The sequence below is a fragment of the Sphingopyxis italica genome (assembly GCF_011926545.1).
GTDB classification, from domain to species: Bacteria; Pseudomonadota; Alphaproteobacteria; order Sphingomonadales; family Sphingomonadaceae; genus Sphingopyxis; species Sphingopyxis italica.
The window spans coordinates 514,762-532,732 of sequence record NZ_JAATIT010000001.1 but is presented as its reverse complement, the minus strand read 5'-3'; the positions used below and the strand labels follow the sequence as shown (position 1 = coordinate 532,732).

Sequence of the window (17,971 nt, the reverse complement as noted above, 5' to 3'; positions counted from 1 at the left end):
CGGGAGCGCGCTACATCGCGCGGCGTCGCGGCAAGGCCGGCGGCGGCAGGCCGGCGATCCATTTTGAAAGTCTTGCCGACAGCTTGGCCGCGATCGCGGGGGCATCGGCCTGCCGGTCACGCTGTTCCCGTGGATCGTCTTCGATATTATAGAGTTCTGCACTGCCGCCGTCGGCGTTCATCAGTAGTTTCCAAGGGCCTGACCGGATCGAATAGAGCGGTCCGAAAGCTTCGCCGCCGGGGCGGGCGATATGGCTGTAAATATCGGGACGCGACGCGATCGGCCGGCCGCGCCATGCGGCGGACATGTCGATGCCGTCGATCCCCGCAGGCGTGGGGGCGCCGGTGATCGCGGCGAGCGTCGGCAGCAGGTCCACCGCCTGCGCCACGCTCTGCGCATCGCGGCCGCCGGCGGCGATATGGCCGGGCCAGCGGATGATCAAGGGCTGGCGGATGCCGCCTTCATAGAGGCTCGCTTTCCGGCCGCGGTAGGGCGCCGCCGACCCCGGCGCGTTGGCGCCGATGGTGGGGCCATTGTCCGAGGTGAAGACGATCAGCGTATCGTCGAGTTCGCCCGCCTGCCGCAGCCCGTCGATGAGCCGGCCGATCTCGGCATCCATCGCGACGAGCACGGCAAGGAACTGGTCCTCGCGCGGCGTCGCGCCCTTGCCCTTGGTGGCGGCGAGCTGCTCGGCGCTGGGCACCCACGGTGTGTGCATGTCGGTCAGCCACAGCTGCGCGAACCACGGACGGTCCTTGCTGCGCCCGACGAAATCGAGCGTCTTGTCGACAAAGCGACCGGTAATCTTCGCGCGCGGCAGCCATTCGACCGGGCCCTGACCGAGTTCGGCGCTTTGCTGCCCGAGCCGGTTGGTGAGATCGGTCGGCAGGACGCGTGGGCCGAGGCCTTCCCACTGCGTATAGCTTTCGTCGAAGCCATAGGCCGAGGGGAGCGGCGCGTCGCCGATGTCGCGGCCGCCGCCGAGGTGCCATTTGCCGAAATGGCCGGTGGCATAGCCCGCCTGCCGCATCAAGCGCGGCAGCACCGGAAGCGACGGGTCGAGCCAGTCGGCCTGGCCGAAGGCGCGGTTGCGCTTCCGGCCGTCGATATAGGTGACGAAGCGGTCGCGCGCGGGAAAGCGGCCGGTCATAAACCCGGCGCGCGAGGGCGAGCAGATCGGCGCCGCGTCATAGAATTGCGTCATCACCATGCCGTCGCGCGCGAGGGCGTCGATGTTCGGCGTGGCGACCAGCTTGTTGCCGGTCAGCGAGAGGTCGGCAAATCCCATGTCGTCGATCAGAATGAAGAGGATGTTCGGTTCCGGCGCCGGTGCGCGCGGAGCCGCGTCTGCTGGCGCGAGGCTCGGCGCGAAACCGTGGGCGGGGACGATCGCGGTGCCGAGCATCGCGAAAAGGGCGGCTCCTGCCGCCCCCATCGCCCATCGACGCGTACGTCGTGCCGATTTCATCTATCCCTCCCTTGCTCATCTTTCGTTATATCTGTATTATCGTATAATTAAGATGAGTCAAGTTTGCGGCGTGAGGGGGAGGATGAAATGCTGAGGAAATGGGTTGGAGTGGCAGGTTTGATACTGGCGTTGCAGCCGGTCGCTGCCGCGGCGCAGGGGGCGCTCGGCGCCAATTTCAACGAGCACTACGAAGATGTCGACTATCGCGAACTCGATAGCGCGGGGGCGAAATGGATCCGTCTGTTCCTGCCGATGCCGCAGGTCGATCGCGGGGCGGCCGGACATGGCGCCATCCGCACGACGCTTGAAGCCGGCGCGCGCGGATACAAGACGATCTTCACGCTCAAATGGCCGCAAAAGGACCGCGATTTTCCCGAGGCGGGAAGCGCGGCGTTCGCACGCGAACTCGCGCGGCTCGATGCGGTTTTGCCGCTGGTGATGGGCAAGGTCGATATATTGGTGATCGGCAACGAGCCCTATTTCGAAACGCGCGAGCAGGACCGCGACCTCGACCTCAATGCCTTTTACGAAGCGATGGCGGGGCGCATCATCGCCTATCGCAACGCGAACTGCGGCAGCGACTGCAAGACGAGGCTCTATATGGGGGCGCTCAACCGGCTCGACCTCAAGAAAAATATCACGCCGTCGACCGAACGCTGGCTGGCGTTCGTGAAAGCGACGCCCGCGATCGAGGGCGTCAACATCCACCCCCATGTTCCCAAAATCGAGCTATCGAAGGCGTTTCTCGACTATATTTTGCCGAGAATGCGCCCCGAGCAGACGTTCATCGTCACCGAATTCTCGCTCGTCGGCTGGTGGCAGAAAAATCTGACCAAGCCGGTCGCCCCGGCCTTCGCCGATAAATATCAGGCGCCGCGCACCGCGCAGAACTGGCAGATCATCCACGCCGCGCTCGAGACGCCTTTTCCCAAGGAGCAATGGGACGATTTCCTGCGGATGAGCCCGTGGTTCGAAAACCGCAAACATTATCTCGCCAACCAGATGAAGATATTCCGCGACACCGGGCGGCTCGCGGTTGCGACATACGGCTTCAAGCAGGGCAGTTCGATGTCGAACAATTTCGGCCCGAAGAAGACGCCCTGGCTGCTCAACAGCGTCTATGCGGGGCGCACGATCCGGCCGAATGCCGATGGCACTGCGGCATTCAACTATGCGTGGATCGATGATTTCCGGCGGATGCAGGCGAAAATAGCCTCCGCGTTGCATGATCCAAATAAATAAGATATATCCTATCTAATTCGCATAATCGTTCGAATATGGACCCGGGCGGATAGGAGGGGCGGTTGAAATTTGCGTTGTCACGTCGGGCGCTCCTGCTGGCGGGCGCGGGGGCTGCCGTCATGCCGCGCGTCGCGGCATCGGCCGCTGCGGCACGCCTCAAGCCGAATATCATCGTCATATATGCCGATGATCTCGGCTATGGCGACCTCGGCTGTTATGGGGCGACGGCGCTCAAGACGCCCCATGTCGATCGCCTCGCGGCGCGCGGGACGCGCTTCGTCAACGCGCATTCGCCCTCGGCCACCTGCACGCCTTCGCGTTATGCCCTGCTGACCGGCGATTATGCCTGGCGCGCGTCGGGAACGCAGATCTTGCCCGGCGATGCCCCCGCGTTGATCCGGCCGGGGCAATTCACCCTGCCGCATATGCTGAAGAAGGCGGGCTATGCCACCGGCGTCGTCGGCAAATGGCACCTTGGCCTCGGCGACGGCAAGGTCGACTGGAACGGAGCGATCGCGCCCGGGCCGCTCGATATCGGCTTCGACTATGGCTATTTCATGCCCGCGACGCTCGACCGCGTTCCGACGGTGCTGATCGAGAACCGGCGCGTCGTGAACCTCGACCCCACCGATCCGATCCGCGTCGATTACAAGGCCAAGGTCGGCGACGAGCCGACCGGCGCCGAGCATCCCGAACGATTGAAGTTCGGCGCCGACCCCGAACATTCGAACACGATCGTCAACGGCATCAGCCGTATCGGCTATATGACCGGTGGCAAGGCGGCGCGCTGGAAGGATGAAGAGCTCACCGACCAGCTCCTCGGCAAGGCGATCGATTTCGTGGCCGAGCGGAAGGATAAGCCCTTCTTCCTCTATTTCGCGATGAACGAGCCGCATGTCCCGCGCGCGCCGCATCCGCGCTTCGCCGGGGCATCGGGCATGGGGCCGCGCGGCGACACGATCGTCCAGTTCGACTGGACCGTCGGTGCGCTGATGGACAAGCTCGCCGAACTCGGCATCGCCGACGACACGCTCGTCATCCTCAGCAGCGACAATGGCCCGATCCTGTTCGACGGTTATGAGGACCAGGCGGTCGAGCTTGCGGGCGGTCACAAGCCGTCGGGGCCCTATAGGAGCGGCAAATACAGCATCTATGAAGGCGGCACGCGCGTGCCGATGATCGTCAGCTGGCCGGGGCACGTGCGTGAAGCTCATGTTTCGGAGGCACTGGTCGATCATGTCGACATGGTCGCCTCGCTCGCCGCGCTGGTCGGGCAGGCGCTGCCGCAGGGTGCCGCGGTCGACAGCTTCGACATGCTCATCCCGCTGATGGGACGCAGCGAACGCGGGCGCGAGTATGTGGTCGAGGATACCAAGCTGATGGTCACGACGGGATCGACCGTCGCGAGCAGCGGCGCGCGCATTCTGGCGCTGCGCGCCGGCGACTGGAAGTTCATTCGCGGCAGCGTGGAACCGCACGAGTTTCATGGCAATGCGATCGGCACGCTGCCGCGGCATCAGCTCTACAATCTCGCGCGCGACCCCGGCGAGCGCGCGGATCTGGCCGCGAAGATGCCCGATCTGACCGCCAAGCTCGCGGCGCGGCTCGAAAAAATCGAAAAGGACGGCCGCAGCCGGCCGTGATCAGGATTTGAAGGAGATGACAATGCGGGGATTATTGGCCGCCGCTGCGGCGATCGGCTGCCTGCCGGGCATTGCGCAGGCGCAGGGCGCGCTCGGCGCGAATTTCAACGAGCATTATGAGGACGTCGATTATCGCGACCTCGAAAAGGCCGACGCGCGCTGGGTCCGTCTGTTCGTGCCGATGCCGCAGCTCGACCGCGGCGCCGCCGAGCATGGCGCGGTCAAGGCGATCCTCGACGCGCACACGCGCGGTTACAAAACGATCCTGACGCTGAAATTCCCCTATAACCGTGGCGACTTTCCGAAGGCGGGCACGCCCGCATTCGAGCGCGAACTCGCCCGCGTCGATGCGGTGCTGCCGCTCGCGATCGGCAAGGTCGATATCCTTGTCGTCGGCAACGAACCCTATATCGAAAGCCGCGAGAAGGACCGCGACCTCGACCTCAACGCCTTTTACGAAGCGATGGCGAAGCGCGTGATCGACTATCGGACCAAGGCGTGCCCGGGGACATGCACGACGCACCTGTATATGGGCGCGCTCAACCGGCTGGACCTCAAGAAGAACCAGACCGCATCGACCGAACGCTGGATGGCTTTCGTCAAGGCGACACCCGAACTCGACGGGGTCAACATCCATCCGCATATCCCGGCGATCCAGGCATCGAAACCCTTCCTCGACTATATCCTGCCGCGGATGCGCCCCGAACAGACGTTCATCGTCACCGAATTCTCGCTCGTCTGGTGGTGGCAGCGGAATATGAAGGGCGTCGTGGCGCCCGCCTTTGCCGATAAATATGCGGCGCCGCGCAACGCGCAGAATTGGCAGATCATCAAGGCCGCGCTCGAAACGCCGTTCCCCAAGGAGCAATGGGACGACTTTCTGCGGATGAGCCCGTGGTTCGAGAACCGCAAACATTATGTCGCGAACCAGATGAAGATGTTTCGCGACACCGGCCGCCTCGCGGTTGCGACCTATGGGTTCAAGCAGGGCAGTTCGATGTCGAAGAATTTCGGCCCCGACAAGACCCCTTGGCTGATCAACAGCGTTTTCGCGCCCGCGACGATCCGCAGGAATGCGGACGGCAGCGCCGCGCCCAATTATGCGATATTCGAAGATTTCAAGGCGCTCCAGAAGGGTAAATGAAAGTGCAGACGAAGACCTGGATTACCGGCCTGATACTGGCGGCACTGTCGTTCGCACCGGCCGCTGACGCGCAGCAGAAACTGAAGACCGCCGTCGCCGACGATATTTTCGCCGATCACCCGTCGATGGACAGGAATGCGACGGTGATGCCCGCTCCTGACGCGAAACCCGTGGCGCCCATCTTCTCCGAACGGCCGATCGGCGACGCGTCGGTCGCGCGGCTGCCGGGGGGCGGCTGGATCCTCACCGGCACCAGTTTGCGCAGCGGGGCGCGGCACGGCGTCGAACTCTGGACCTCACCCGATGCGAAAAAATGGACGCGCATCGGACCGGCCAAGATTTCGGGCGATGGCATCGCGCCGGGGGATGTGTCCGAACGCTATCTCGCGCCTTCGGTGACGGTCGCGGGCGACAAGCTTTATCTCGCCTTCTCCGACAAGACAGGGTGCGCGCGCGTCGCGACGGGGCGGGCGGCACAGCCGGGCGGCGCATTCAAGGCTTCGCGCTGCCTCGTCGAGGGCGCGTCCGACGTGTCGCTGTTCGTCGACGAGGACGGCACCGGCTATCTTCTCTGGGGCGGCGGCTCGATCGCGAAGCTCGCACCCGGCTTTGCGAAGCTCGCCGAGGCGCCGCGCTTCCTGAAACCCGACCAGTCGCTGTTCGCCAAGCATCCGCCCGTCGGCAAGGACTGGCCGGTGCGCACGCGCGTCGGCACGCGCGGCGCGGCGATGGTCCGCGACGGCGAGCACTATGTCCTTGCCGCGAGCGAGGTTACGGGGCGGATGCGCACCGCGACCGAGGATTTGTTCGTGGCCGAGGCGCCGACGCCCTATGGTCCGTTCACGATGCGCGCGCTCACGGTGCCGCACGCCGGGCGCGGTTCGATCGTGCGGTTGGACGACGGCAAGCTCGCCGCGGCCTATAACCCGAAATGCGACGACGGCTTCGCGATGTTCTGCGAGCAGGTCGGGCTGGTGCCGCTCGAACGCGCTCCCGATGGACGGTTGCGGCAGGCGGCGTCGGTGATCACCGAGGACAGCGCGGTCGCGGCGCGGGGGGCGCTGATCACCAGCGAGACGATGCGCGACCCGTCGGTCGCGCTCGGCGGTGACGGCTTCTATTATCTTGTCGGGACGCTCGACGGCTATGGCTATCACAAGCCCGACGGCGGCGTGAAGCTGTGGCGCTCGTCGGACCTCAAGCAATGGGACGAGGTCGGCTTCATATGGAGATGGGAGGGTATGGGCTATGATTTCGGCAAGAATATTGCCGAACTCTGGGCGCCCGAAATCATGTGGTCGGCGCGCGACAAGACCTATTACCTCGCCTTCTCGGTGATGGAGAAGGGCGTTGGGGGCAAGACCTGGCTCTATCGTTCGAAGACCGGCAAGGCCGAGGGCCCCTATGAGAATGTCACCAAGAGCTACTTCGTCAAAGGCATCGACGGCTTCCCGTTCGAGGACGACGATGGCCTCTATTTCCTGTGGGGCGGCGGGAACATCGCCAAGCTCGACGCCGCGCGCAGCGGCTTCGAGGGACCGGTGCGCCAGCTTGTCGATGCCGACGGCGATCATGTCGGTTACGAAGGCAACGGGTTGATCAAGGCGAACGGCGTCTACTTCCTGACCGGCGCCGAATGGCACGGTCCGCTCCGTACGCACGGCACCTATGACATGATGTACGGAACCTCCAAGAACCTGTTCGGCCCTTATACGCAGCGCCGCATGGGCGCGCCGCACGGCGGCCATGGCACCGCGTTCCGCGATAAGGAGGGGCGTTTCTGGTACACGATGTTCGGCAACGACCCGACAGCGCCGTGGCGCATGCACTTCGGACTCGTGCCGATCGACATCGGCGACGCCGAATCGATTGGCATCCCGCGGATCGACGCCGTGCGCGATTAGACGATGCGTTCTGATTTCCTCCACTCTCCCACAGCCCGCCGTCCCCTTTGGGATTGGCGGGCTTTTTTTTGGGGAGTTCGCGGGTGCGGCGCGCGCGACTGGTCAGAAATTCCTCAGAATTGGAAGGGGGCGACGGTGCGCCGCTCGGCGACGAGGAAGGCGTCGGCGACGAGCTGGAGCGGGCGGATGTCGACGTCGCTTTTGCCTGCCGCGATCAGCTCGGCGAAGCGCGTGTAGAGGCGCGGATATTCGCGGTCTTCGCGGGTGACCGGCTCGCCGCCCGGCAGTTCGAGCACGCTGCCGCCCATCGACAGGCGCAAGGTGCCCGCGTCGGTCTCGACCTCGATATCCCAGCTTTGCGGACCGGTTTGCAGGAAGTCGAGGTCGGCGGTCACTTCCGCATCGCCGCTCCGCATCGCCATCGTTGCGGCGATGGGCGAACCGCGCCCTTCGGGAATGTCGATTTGCGCCGCGTCGAGCAATAGCGGTGCGGGGAGGATCGCGGCCATGATCGACAGCGCGTTGATACCGGGATCGAAGACGCCGAAACCGCCGGCGTCGAGAATCCATTCCTGACCCGGATGCCAGCGACGGATATCTTCCTTCCACCGGATATGCGCGGCGCGAATCCGCTTGTCGCTGAGCCAGTCGCGTGCCGGGCCGACACCGGCGGCTTCGCGCGAATGCCAGGTCGCGAACAGCGTGACGCCGCGTGCGCGGGCGTAATCGGCGAGCGCGCTGATCTCGGTCGTGGTCGCGGCGGGCGGCTTTTCGAGCATGACATGCAGTCCCGCGTCGATCGCCGCCGCCGCGATCGCGTGGCGGCCGACCGGGGGGGTGCAGATCGACACGGCGCCGAGGCGGTGGTCGCCCGCGATCATCGCGGCGATATCGACATGCCCGGGCACGCCATCGAGCTGCGCATGACGGCTGGCGGTCGCGACAAGTTCGTATCGATCGTCCGCACGGATAGCGGGAAGATGCTGGTCGCGGGCGATTTTTCCGATTCCGACCAATCCCAAGCGAATCATCATTCTTCATCCTATTTTTATTTATCTGATATATATGCTTCCTATCTGTCGCGGATCGCGTTATCAACCGATTCCGGCCATGGCCTTAAATTGCGCATCGAGAAGGATATATATGGGAGAAGGGGCGAAAACGCGGCCAGAAGGCAAGAGAGGGCTGCGGTCGCGTGCCTGGTTCGACAATCCGGATAATCCGGATATGACGGCACTCTATCTCGAACGCTATCTGAACTATGGTTTCAGCATCGATGAGCTGCAGTCGGGGCGGCCGATCATCGGTATCGCCCAGACCGGCAGCGATCTGACCCCGTGCAATCGTCATCACCTCGAACTCGCCAAGCGCGTGCGCGACGGAATCCGCGACGCGGGCGGCATCGCGATCGAATTTCCGACGCATCCGATCCAGGAAACCGGCAAGCGCCCGACCGCGGGGCTCGACCGCAACCTCCAATATCTGAGCCTCGTCGAAGCCATCCACGGCTATCCGCTCGACGGCGTCGTTTTGACGGTCGGCTGCGACAAGACGACGCCGGCGTGCCTGATGGCGGCGGCGACGGTGAATCTCCCGGCGATCGCGCTGTCGGTCGGCCCGATGCTCAACGGCTGGTTCAAGGGCGAGCGCACCGGATCGGGCACGATCGTGTGGAAAGCCCGCGAAATGCTCGCGGCGGGCGAGATCGATTACAAGGGCTTCCTCGAACTCGTCGCCTCGTCCGCGCCGTCTACCGGCTGGTGCAACACGATGGGAACCGCGACGACGATGAATTCGCTCACCGAGGCGCTCGGCATGTCGTTGCCGGGGTCGGCGGCGATCCCAGCGCCCTATCGCGACCGGCAGGAATGCGCCTATCGAACGGGCATGCAGATTGTCGAGATGGTCCACGCCGACCGCAAGCCGAGCGATATTTTGACGCGCACCGCTTTTTTGAACGCGATCCGCGTCAATTCGGCGATCGGCGGGTCGACCAACGCGCCGATCCACCTCAACGCGATCGCGCGTCATATCGGCGTCGAACTGACGCTCGAGGACTGGGAGGCGCAGGGTGCCGATGTGCCGCTGATCGTCAATCTGCAGCCGGCGGGCAGCTATCTGGCCGAGGATTTCTATCGCGCCGGCGGCGTTCCCGCGGTGATGGGGCAATTGCTGCGCGCCGGGCTGATCGAGGGCGACGCGCTGACCGCCAATGGTCAGACGGTTGCGGCGAACATCGGCGAGGCCGATACACAGGATATCGATGTCATCCGCACGCTCGACGCGCCGCTGAAGCCCGCGGCGGGGCTGACCGTGCTGCGCGGCAATTTGTTCGACAATGCGGTGATGAAACTCAGCGTCATTTCGCCCGAATTCCGTGAACGTTATCTGAGCAATGCGGCCGACCCCGACGCGTTCGAGGGCGTCGCGGTCGTATTCGACGGGCCCGAGGATTATCACAGCCGCATCGACGATCCGGCGCTCGGCGCCGACGCCAATTCGATCCTCATCATGCGCGGTGCGGGGCCGATCGGCTATCCCGGCGGCGCCGAGGTTGTGAACATGCGTCCGCCCGCGGCGCTGATCCAGACGGGCGTTCATGCGCTGCCGTGCATCGGCGACGGGCGCCAGTCGGGGACAAGCGGCAGTCCGTCGATCCTGAACGCCGCGCCCGAAGCCGTCATCGGCGGGGGGTTGGCGCTGGTGCGCACCGGCGACCGCATTCGCATTGACTTGGCCAAGCGCACCGCGAACATGCTCGTCGATGATGCCGAACTCGATCGGCGCCGCGCCGAGCTCAAGGCCGAGCCCGAGTATATGCCGCCTGCGCAGACGCCGTGGCAGGAAATCCACCGTGCGCTGACGGGGCAATTCGACAGCGGCGCGGTGCTCGAAATGGCGGTCAAATATCAGCGCATCGCGCAGACGCGCGGCTTGCCGCGGGACAGCCACTGATGTCCGATGTGCGGGTGATTACGCGCGAGCGGCGCGACCGCTTGGGCGAAGGCCCCCTGTGGTCGGCGCGAGATGACTCGCTCTTCTGGGTCGACATATTGGGCCGCCGGATCAACCGCATGGCGGTCGCGGATGGGCGGGTCGAAAGTTTCGAACAGCCGCATTATGCCGCGTGGATCATCGAGCGCGAGGCGGGAGGCCTTGTTGCGGGGATTGGCCGCGACATCGTTCGCATCGACCTCGATACCGATATGCGCGAGGCGATCGTTTCGGTCGATCCGCGCAACGCCGGCAACCGGTTGAACGATGCCAAGGCGGACGCGATGGGCCGGATCTGGGCCGGGACGATGCCCGTCACTTGCGACCGGCCGTCGGGCGCATTCTATCGCCTCGATCCCGACGGCACGCTGACGCAGGTCGACGGCCCCTATACGATCGCCAACGGTCCCGCGATCGATCCGGACGGCGCTTTCCTGCTGCACACCGATACCGCGCGCGGGACGATCTTTCGCTTCGATATCCACGACGACGGATCGCTCGGCGATGCGGCGCCTTTCATCCTGTTCGAGGAAGCATGGGGCAATCCCGACGGCATGACCTTCGACGCCGAAGGCGGCCTGTGGGTCGCTTGCTGGGGCGCTTCGCGCGTCATGCGCTTCGCGCCCGACGGCACGCCCGATCGCCATATCGCGCTGCCGGCGTCGCAAATCACCAGCTGCACCTTCGCGGGACCCGGCCTCGACCGGATGTTCGTCACTTCGGCGTCCGATGGCGTGACCGAAGAACATGGCGGCGCCCTGTTCGAAGTCGATCCGGGCTGCCGCGGTCTGCCGGCTCAGAAATACAAGGGTTAGAGGAGTGAAGAAGATGACGAAACTGGCTTGGGGAGCCGCCGCGGCGGCCTTGGTCGCGGCAACGCCCGCGATAGGCGCGGAGGCATCGCAATCGACCTTTGGCAAGATGCCCGACGGGCGTGGCGTGCCGGCGGTGACGCTGACCAACGCCAACGGCATTTCGGCAAAGGTCATTGCGCTCGGCGCGACGCTGCAATCGGTGGTGATGCCCGATCGCGACGGCAAGAAGGCCGATGTCGCGCTCGGTTACGACGATCTCTCCGATTATATCGAGGTTCCGCAATATTTTGGCTCGACCGTCGGCCGCTTCGCCAATCGGCTCGCGGGCGGGCGCTTCAAGCTCGACGGCAAGACGTGGCAGACGCCGATCAACAATGGCGCCAACGCGCTGCACGGCGGCACGCTTGGCTTCGACAAGGTCTTGTGGGAGGTGACTTCGGTCAAGAGCGGGCCGACGGCGTCGGTCACGCTGCGCTATGTCAGCCCCGACGGCGATCAGGGTTATCCGGGGACGATGACCGTCGATGCGATCTATTCGCTCGACGAGAAGAACGACCTTAGGATCGAATATATCGCGACCACCGACCGGCCGACGATCGCGAACATCACCAACCATGCCTATTGGAACCTGTCGGGCGAAGGCTCGGCGAACGGCGCGATGGGGCATGTCGTCACGATCCCGGCGGACCATTATCTCCCGACCGATTCGGGCGCGATTCCGACCGGCGAATATCGCCCGGTCGCCGGCACGGTGTTCGATTTCCGCAAGCCGACCGTCATTGGAGAGCGCGTCCGCGATGCCAGCGACGAACAGATCGTCTTCGGCCGCGGCTATGACCATAATTGGGTGATCGGCCGCAAGGTCACCGCCGACCAGCATCTGATGGCGCGGGTCGAGGATCCGGCCTCGGGGCGCGGATTCGAACTCTGGTCGAACCAGCCGGGCTTGCAGATGTATTCGGGCAATTTCTTCGACGCGACGAGCCATGGCAAGAGCAAGAAAATCTATCGCATGGGTGATGCGCTGGTCATGGAGCCGCAGATTTTCCCCGACGCGCCGAACCAGAAGAACTTTCCGAACGCGCGCCTCGCCCCCGGCGAAACCTATCGCAATGTGATGACCTATCGCTTCACGACGAGGGCGAAGGCGAAGCGATAGGCCGGACCGGCGCCGTCACCGCCCGGCGGCGGCGCCATCGGGCTTGGCGGTGTCGATCAATTCGAGCACATCGCTGATCAGCGCGCGCATCGCCTTGCGCGCCTTCTCGGGATTGCCGCCCGCGATCGCATCGCGCACCGCGGCGTGGTCGGCGACATTGGCGGTACGACCCTTGACGCGGTTGGTGAAACGGATCGAGGTCCGCAGCGCGGTGCTGACGACGTCGCGGAACTGGGCGTAGAACGGGTTTCGTGACGCGCGCAGAACGGCGACGTGAAAGGCGATGTCGCTTTCCAGTGCATCGTCGTCGCCGCGTTCGGCGCGTTCCATCCGTTTGAGGCCCGCGTTCACCCGTTCGATATCATCGACCGTCGCGACGCGCGCGGCGAGCGCCGCCGCTTCGGGTTCGATCGCGACGCGGAGCTCGTTGAACTGCCGCAGCAGGTCGATCGAGAATTGCCGCTCGAGCAGCCAGCGCAGGACGTCGGTGTCGAAGAGGTTCCAGGAGGTGGTCGGCTGGACGGTCGTGCCCTGGCGGGGACGCGCGCTGAGCAGCCCCTTCGCGGTCAGCATCTTCACCGCTTCACGCGTCACCGAGCGGCTGACGCCATGCTGCTTGGCGAGTTCGGCTTCGGTCGGAAAGGTCGCGCCGTCGTAATCGCCGACGACGATCGCGCGCCCGATCGCGTCGAGCATGCCATAAGTCAGATTGCGTCCAAGCTGCGGCCCCGTATCCTCAATTCCCAATCCCGACATGTTCGCCACGTTCGTCTCCACACACTATATTTTGACCGGCCTTATCACCGATTCCGCACAGGAAGCTAGACAAGCCGTTTAAATCAGATAAATGTGATTTCAACGAACAGCCAAGGGGAGAGTCCGATGTCGGGCCTGTCGCAAATCGATATCATCGTCATCGTCATATATGCCATCGGCATTTTCGGCCTCGCGCAATGGGTCAGCCGCGAAAAAGCGGGCCATGCGAAAGACTCGTCGGACTATTTCCTCGCCTCAAAATCGCTCCCCTGGTGGGCGATCGGCGCATCATTGATCGCCGCGAACATTTCGGCGGAGCAGATCGTCGGCATGTCCGGATCGGGCTACGCGATCGGGCTTGCGATCGCTTCCTACGAATGGATGGCGGCGCTGACGCTGTTGATCGTCGGCAAATGGTTCCTGCCGATCTTCCTGAAAAATGAAATCTACACCATGCCGCAGTTCCTGGAACAGCGGTTCGGACCGACGATCCGCACCGTGATGGCTGTGTTCTGGCTGGCGCTCTATATTTTCGTCAACCTGACGTCGATCCTCTGGCTGGGCTCGATCGCGGTGACCCAAGTGGCTGGGGTGGACCAAGACATCGCCTTGTTCGGCCTGGGTGCCTTTGCACTAGTCTATCAGCTTCGGGGCGGGCTTAAGGCCGTGGCGCTGACCGATATCGTCCAGGTGACGCTGCTCGTGTTCGGCGGCCTCGTCATCTCTTATCTCACGCTCAGTCAGATCGGCGGCGATGCAGGCGTGCTCGGCGGCTTTGCCCGCCTGACCACCGAATTGCCCGAGAAGTTCGACATGATCCTCTCGCAGGACAATCCTTTTTACAAGGATTTGCCGGGGCTTTCGGTGCTGATCGGCGGCATGTGGATCGCCAACCTCAGCTATTGGGGGTTCAACCAATATATCATCCAGCGCGCGCTGGCGGCCAAGAACCTTGGCGAGGCGCAAAAGGGCGTGGTGTTCGCCGCGTTCCTCAAGCTGCTGATGCCCGTGATCATCGTTCTTCCGGGGATCGCGGCGGTGCTTCTCGCGCCCGATCTGGCAAAGCCCGATCAGGCCTATCCGACGATGATGGGACTGCTGCCGGTCGGCCTGCTCGGCCTCGTCTTCGCAGCATTGGTGGCGGCGATCATCGCCTCGACCGCGTCCAAGATCAATTCGGTCGCCACCATCTTCACGCTCGATCTCTATGCCAAGATGAAAGGGGTGCAGTCGCGGGCGCAAGAGGCCGGGCAGGACGCTGACCTCACCAGCGCACACGAACGCCAGCTGGTATTCGTGGGTCGGATCACCGCCGTTGTTGCAACGCTTCTCGCGATCTTTACCGCGCGCCCGTTGCTTGGCAGCCTCGACCAGGCATTCCAGTATATCCAGGAATTCTCCGGTTTCGTAACGCCGGGCATCACCGTCATCTTCCTGCTCGGTCTGTTCTGGCCCCGCGCGACCGAAGCGGGAGCGCTGGTCGGCGCCGTCGCCTCGGTGGTGTTCAGCCTCATTTTCTGGTTCCCTGCCGAATGGGGCGGGATCGCCGCGCTCAACGCCGTGCCTTTCATGGATCGCATGCTCATCGTCTTCTTCGCCAGCCTCGCGTTGGCGGTGATCGTGTCGCTCGCGCGCCCCGCGCGCGCCGACAGCAACCGGATCGTCATGCAAGGCGTCTCCTTCGCTACGACCAAGGGCTTCAATATCGCGGGCGTGCTGGTGATCCTGATCCTCATCGCGCTCTACGCGACCTGGTGGTGAGCGCGCCGTCCGCCTTTCTCGCCGTCGACTGGGGCACGACCAACCGGCGCGTGTTCCGGTTCGAGGACGGCGCGGTCGTGCATACCGAGCGCGACGATCGCGGGGCCGCGTCGGTTACCGACTTCGCGGGCGAGGTTGCGGCGATCCGCGAACGCTTCGGCGATCTGCCGATGCTGCTCGCGGGCATGGTCGGCTCGACCGTCGGCTGGCGCGTCGTGCCCTATGTTGCGGTGCCGGCGGGGATCGACGAACTGGTGGCTGGGCTCGACTGGATCGATGACCGCACCGCGATCGTGCCGGGCGTTTCCTGTTCCGCCGGCGGACGCGCCGACGTGATGCGCGGCGAGGAAGTGCAATTGCTCGGCGCGGTCGCGGGCTGGATGGTGCCGTCCGACGCGCTGCTCGCTCAGCCCGGAACCCATTGCAAATGGGCGACGATGAAGGACGGGCGGATTGGCGGCTTCACCACCGCGATGACCGGCGAGCTGTTCGCGCTGCTCCGCGGGCACAGTCTGCTCGCGCGGGCGCTGACCGCCGAGGTTACGGATGGCGACGCGTTTCGCGAAGGGCTCGCCGAAGGCGCGCGGCGTGATCTCGCGGCGTCGCTGTTTGGCATCCGCGCGGCATCGGTGCTCGGCGTTCGCGGCGATGCCGACGCGGCGTCCTTTGCGAGCGGGGTGCTGATCGGCGCCGACGTTGCCGCGCGCATGGACGATTGCGCATTCGAACAGATCCATATTCTCGCCGACCCCGGGCTCGGCAATCTTTACGCCGCTGCCGTCGCGGCGACCGGCCGCGAGCCGGTGATCGTCGACAGCCACAGCGCCTTTGCGCGCGGCGTCCTTGCCATCGGAGACAAAGCCCTATGACCCATGTTGCCGCCTTCGACGCCGCCTTCGCGCGCTGTCCGCTGATCGCGATCCTGCGCGGCGTGAAGCCGGACGAGGTCGAGGCGATCGGCGACGCACTGGTCGAGGCGGGCTTTACGCTGATCGAAGTCCCGCTGAACTCGCCGGACCCGCTGGACAGCATCGGCCGCCTTGCCAGGCGGTTGAAGGGACGCGCGGTCGTCGGTGCCGGCACGGTGCTGGCGACTGCCGATGTCGTCGCCGTCGCCGACGTCGGCGGCACGATGATCATTTCGCCCAACACCAATGTCGAGGTCGTCGCCGCGACGGCCGGCGCGGGCCTCGTGTCGCTGCCGGGCTTCGCGACGCCGAGCGAGGCTTTCGCCGCGCTGGCGGCGGGCGCGTCGGCGCTGAAGCTCTTTCCGGCGGAGGCCGCCAGTCCGGCGGTGCTCAAGGCACTGGGCGCGGTGGTTCCGGGGGGAACGCGATTGCTGCCCGTCGGCGGCATCGCGCCCGACAATATGGCGCCATGGCTTGCGGCGGGCGCGGCGGGCTTCGGTCTCGGGTCGGCGCTCTACAAGCCGGGCATGGCGGCGAGCGAGGTCGGCGACCGCGCGCGCGCCTTCATCGCGGCACTCGGCCGATAAAAACTTCATAATCCGGGAGACAACCCATGCCTGAATTCAACCGGCGCAACTTGGTGCTCGCGTCGAGCATCCTCGCCTTTTCCTTCGCTTCTGCCATGCCCGGCTATGCGCGGGGCGCCGCCAAGTCGCCGGCGAAGCCCAATATCGTGATCTTCCTGGCCGATGACCTGAGCTATGCCGACGTGCCGCTCGGCGGCGACGGCAATGTCCGCACTCCCGCTTTGCAGCGCCTCGCTGCCGAAGGCCTGTCGTTCGACCGTGCTTTCGTCGCTTCGCCCGCGTGCGCGCCGAGCCGCGCCGCGCTGCTCACCGGGATGATGCCCGCGCGCAACGGGGCGGAAGCGAACCATGACCGCGCCAACGCGGCGATCCGCAAACTACCCTCCTATCTGCAGGAACAGGGTTATGAGGTCGTCGCCTTCGGCAAGGTCGCGCATTACCAGCACACGGGCACTTACGGGTTTGACTATTATGCGAACGACACATTCCACGATCACAAGGGCATTCCGGCCGCCGCCGAATGGCTGAAGGCGCGCAAGGACAAGCGCCCGCTGGCGCTGTTCGTCGGCTCCAACTGGCCGCATGTGCCGTGGCCCCGGACGACCGAGGGTTATGATCCCGCCGCGATGAAGCTGCCGCCGAAGACGGTCGATACGCCGATCACCCGCGATGCGCGCGCGCGTTTCTATGCCGCGGTGACGCGCATGGATCAGGACCTTGCTTCGACGATGGACGCCGTCGATGCGGTGCTGGGGAAGGACACTTTCGTCCTCTATTCGACCGACCATGGCACCCAATGGCCGTTCGGCAAGTGGAACCTCTATGACACCGGCACCCGCGTGCCGATGGTCGTGCGCTGGAACGGCCATGTAAAGGCGGGAACCCGCACCGATGCGATGGTCAGCTGGGTCGATGTCCTGCCGACGCTGGTCGAGCTTGCCGGCGGTGAAACGCCCGACGGCATCGACGGGCTTTCCTTTGCCGGTCTGCTGGGGGTCGGCAAGGCGGCCGGGGGGCGGAAGGAAATCTTCACCACCCACAACAATGACGGCCGGGTCAATGTCTATCCGATGCGCAGCATTCGCACCGACCGCTGGAAATATATCGAGAATCTCCATCCCGACTGGACCTATACGACGCACATCGACCTGAAGGTGATGCGCACCGACTCGGGCGCCTATTTCCCTTCGTGGCGCGAGGCGACGGACAAAGATCCCGCTGCCAAGGCGATCGTCGACAGCTATTACAAGCGCCCCGCCGAGGAACTCTATGACCTGCAGGCGGACCCCGACGAGAAGGTGAATCTCGCGAGCGATCCGCGTTATGCCAAGCCATTGTCGGAGCTTCGCAGCCGCCTCGCCGCTTGGCGCAAGGCGCAGGGCGATAGCGGGGCGGTGCCCGTGAAGCCCCGTTTCGAACGCGGCCCGATGAGCGGCGAGAGCGACTGAGGACCATTACCGATCCATCCGACAAGATGATGATGCGCCGGAGCCTGACTCCGGCGCATTTTTTTTTGTCGATTGTGGCCGCATGTCGCTATCCGCGCATTGCCCTATTCTCCGTTTTATATTATTTATCGTCTAAGAATCG

The 17,971-nt window shown here is 64.6% G+C and carries 14 protein-coding genes; 11 read left to right on the top strand and 3 right to left on the bottom strand.

Annotated elements, in window-relative coordinates; genetic code table 11:
* Positions 1-10: 10 nt before the first annotated feature.
* A complete protein-coding gene (locus tag GGR90_RS02275; protein ID WP_245198369.1) occupies positions 11-1,435 on the bottom strand; it encodes a sulfatase-like hydrolase/transferase in 1,425 nt (474 codons plus the stop codon).
* A 141-nt stretch (positions 1,436-1,576) separates the two neighbouring features.
* On the opposite strand from GGR90_RS02275, the gene GGR90_RS02270 reads away from it, so the two are divergent.
* The 4 genes from GGR90_RS02270 (at position 1,577) to GGR90_RS02255 (ending at position 7,401) form a co-directional block, all read left to right on the top strand.
* Positions 1,577-2,710 (top strand): hypothetical protein, encoded by a 1,134-nt coding sequence (locus GGR90_RS02270; RefSeq protein ID WP_209023536.1) that lies wholly within the window; start codon positions 1,577-1,579, stop codon positions 2,708-2,710.
* Between the two features lie 62 nt (positions 2,711-2,772).
* Positions 2,773-4,353, top strand: a complete 1,581-nt coding sequence (locus GGR90_RS02265; protein ID WP_245198368.1) for a sulfatase family protein — start codon at positions 2,773-2,775, stop codon at positions 4,351-4,353.
* 22 nt (positions 4,354-4,375) lie between these two features.
* Positions 4,376-5,497, top strand: coding sequence for a hypothetical protein (locus GGR90_RS02260; RefSeq protein WP_209023535.1), 1,122 nt, complete (start codon positions 4,376-4,378; stop codon positions 5,495-5,497).
* On the top strand, positions 5,494-7,401 hold the full coding sequence (locus GGR90_RS02255) for a family 43 glycosylhydrolase (protein ID WP_167919078.1): 1,908 nt from the start codon (positions 5,494-5,496) through the stop codon (positions 7,399-7,401). The genes GGR90_RS02260 and GGR90_RS02255 overlap by 4 nt, the downstream gene beginning before the upstream one ends.
* A gap of 113 nt (positions 7,402-7,514) precedes the next feature.
* Here GGR90_RS02255 and GGR90_RS02250 read toward each other — a convergent pair whose 3' ends face one another.
* A complete protein-coding gene (locus GGR90_RS02250; protein WP_381448610.1) occupies positions 7,515-8,432 on the bottom strand; it encodes a Gfo/Idh/MocA family protein in 918 nt (305 codons plus the stop codon).
* Positions 8,433-8,544: 112 nt separating this feature from the next.
* Between GGR90_RS02250 and GGR90_RS02245 the strand changes: the two genes are divergently transcribed.
* The 3 genes from GGR90_RS02245 to GGR90_RS02235 are packed head-to-tail and all read left to right on the top strand — an operon-like array spanning position 8,545 to position 12,369.
* Complete coding sequence (locus GGR90_RS02245; RefSeq protein ID WP_167919074.1) at positions 8,545-10,356, top strand: IlvD/Edd family dehydratase; 1,812 nt, start codon at positions 8,545-8,547, stop codon at positions 10,354-10,356.
* On the top strand, positions 10,356-11,210 hold the full coding sequence (locus GGR90_RS02240; RefSeq protein WP_167919072.1) for an SMP-30/gluconolactonase/LRE family protein: 855 nt from the start codon (positions 10,356-10,358) through the stop codon (positions 11,208-11,210). The genes GGR90_RS02245 and GGR90_RS02240 overlap by 1 nt, the downstream gene beginning before the upstream one ends.
* 13 nt (positions 11,211-11,223) lie before the next feature.
* Positions 11,224-12,369: an aldose epimerase family protein gene (locus GGR90_RS02235; protein ID WP_167919070.1), complete on the top strand. Its 1,146-nt coding sequence runs from the start codon at positions 11,224-11,226 to the stop codon at positions 12,367-12,369.
* 15 nt (positions 12,370-12,384) lie between these two features.
* On the opposite strand, the gene GGR90_RS02230 is transcribed toward GGR90_RS02235, so the two are convergent.
* Entirely contained in the window at positions 12,385-13,125 is a 741-nt protein-coding gene (locus GGR90_RS02230; protein ID WP_167920778.1) for a FadR/GntR family transcriptional regulator, read from the bottom strand.
* 126 nt (positions 13,126-13,251) lie between these two features.
* Between GGR90_RS02230 and GGR90_RS02225 the strand changes: the two genes are divergently transcribed.
* From GGR90_RS02225 to GGR90_RS02210, 4 genes are read left to right on the top strand one after another with little or no spacing between them, the layout of a single operon-like run.
* The gene (locus GGR90_RS02225) at positions 13,252-14,886 is read left to right on the top strand and encodes a sodium/sugar symporter (RefSeq protein WP_167919068.1); all 1,635 of its coding nucleotides are present in this window, start codon (positions 13,252-13,254) and stop codon (positions 14,884-14,886) included.
* Positions 14,877-15,755, top strand: a complete 879-nt coding sequence (locus GGR90_RS02220; RefSeq protein WP_167920777.1) for a 2-dehydro-3-deoxygalactonokinase — start codon at positions 14,877-14,879, stop codon at positions 15,753-15,755. Before GGR90_RS02225 ends, GGR90_RS02220 begins: the two co-directional genes overlap by 10 nt.
* A complete protein-coding gene (locus tag GGR90_RS02215) occupies positions 15,752-16,381 on the top strand; it encodes a 2-dehydro-3-deoxy-6-phosphogalactonate aldolase (RefSeq protein ID WP_167919066.1) in 630 nt (209 codons plus the stop codon). Before GGR90_RS02220 ends, GGR90_RS02215 begins: the two co-directional genes overlap by 4 nt.
* Positions 16,382-16,407: 26 nt before the next feature.
* Positions 16,408-17,829: a sulfatase-like hydrolase/transferase gene (locus GGR90_RS02210; protein WP_167919064.1), complete on the top strand. Its 1,422-nt coding sequence runs from the start codon at positions 16,408-16,410 to the stop codon at positions 17,827-17,829.
* Positions 17,830-17,971: the final 142 nt, after the last annotated feature.

What these genes read in the sequence shown, in the direction of transcription:
- GGR90_RS02250 (WP_381448610.1), bottom strand. Translation starts at nt 8,432, where the DNA reads ATGATTCGCTTGGGATTGGTCGGAATCGGAAAAATCGCCCGCGACCAG.
- GGR90_RS02210 (WP_167919064.1), top strand. Translation starts at nt 16,408, where the DNA reads ATGCCTGAATTCAACCGGCGCAACTTGGTGCTCGCGTCGAGCATCCTC.
- GGR90_RS02235 (WP_167919070.1), top strand. Translation starts at nt 11,224, where the DNA reads ATGACGAAACTGGCTTGGGGAGCCGCCGCGGCGGCCTTGGTCGCGGCA.
- GGR90_RS02215 (WP_167919066.1), top strand. Translation starts at nt 15,752, where the DNA reads ATGACCCATGTTGCCGCCTTCGACGCCGCCTTCGCGCGCTGTCCGCTG.
- GGR90_RS02260 (WP_209023535.1), top strand. Translation starts at nt 4,376, where the DNA reads ATGCGGGGATTATTGGCCGCCGCTGCGGCGATCGGCTGCCTGCCGGGC.
- GGR90_RS02275 (WP_245198369.1), bottom strand. Translation starts at nt 1,435, where the DNA reads ATGGGGGCGGCAGGAGCCGCCCTTTTCGCGATGCTCGGCACCGCGATC.
- GGR90_RS02230 (WP_167920778.1), bottom strand. Translation starts at nt 13,125, where the DNA reads ATGTCGGGATTGGGAATTGAGGATACGGGGCCGCAGCTTGGACGCAAT.
- GGR90_RS02225 (WP_167919068.1), top strand. Translation starts at nt 13,252, where the DNA reads ATGTCGGGCCTGTCGCAAATCGATATCATCGTCATCGTCATATATGCC.
- GGR90_RS02240 (WP_167919072.1), top strand. Translation starts at nt 10,356, where the DNA reads ATGTCCGATGTGCGGGTGATTACGCGCGAGCGGCGCGACCGCTTGGGC.
- GGR90_RS02245 (WP_167919074.1), top strand. Translation starts at nt 8,545, where the DNA reads ATGGGAGAAGGGGCGAAAACGCGGCCAGAAGGCAAGAGAGGGCTGCGG.
- GGR90_RS02255 (WP_167919078.1), top strand. Translation starts at nt 5,494, where the DNA reads ATGAAAGTGCAGACGAAGACCTGGATTACCGGCCTGATACTGGCGGCA.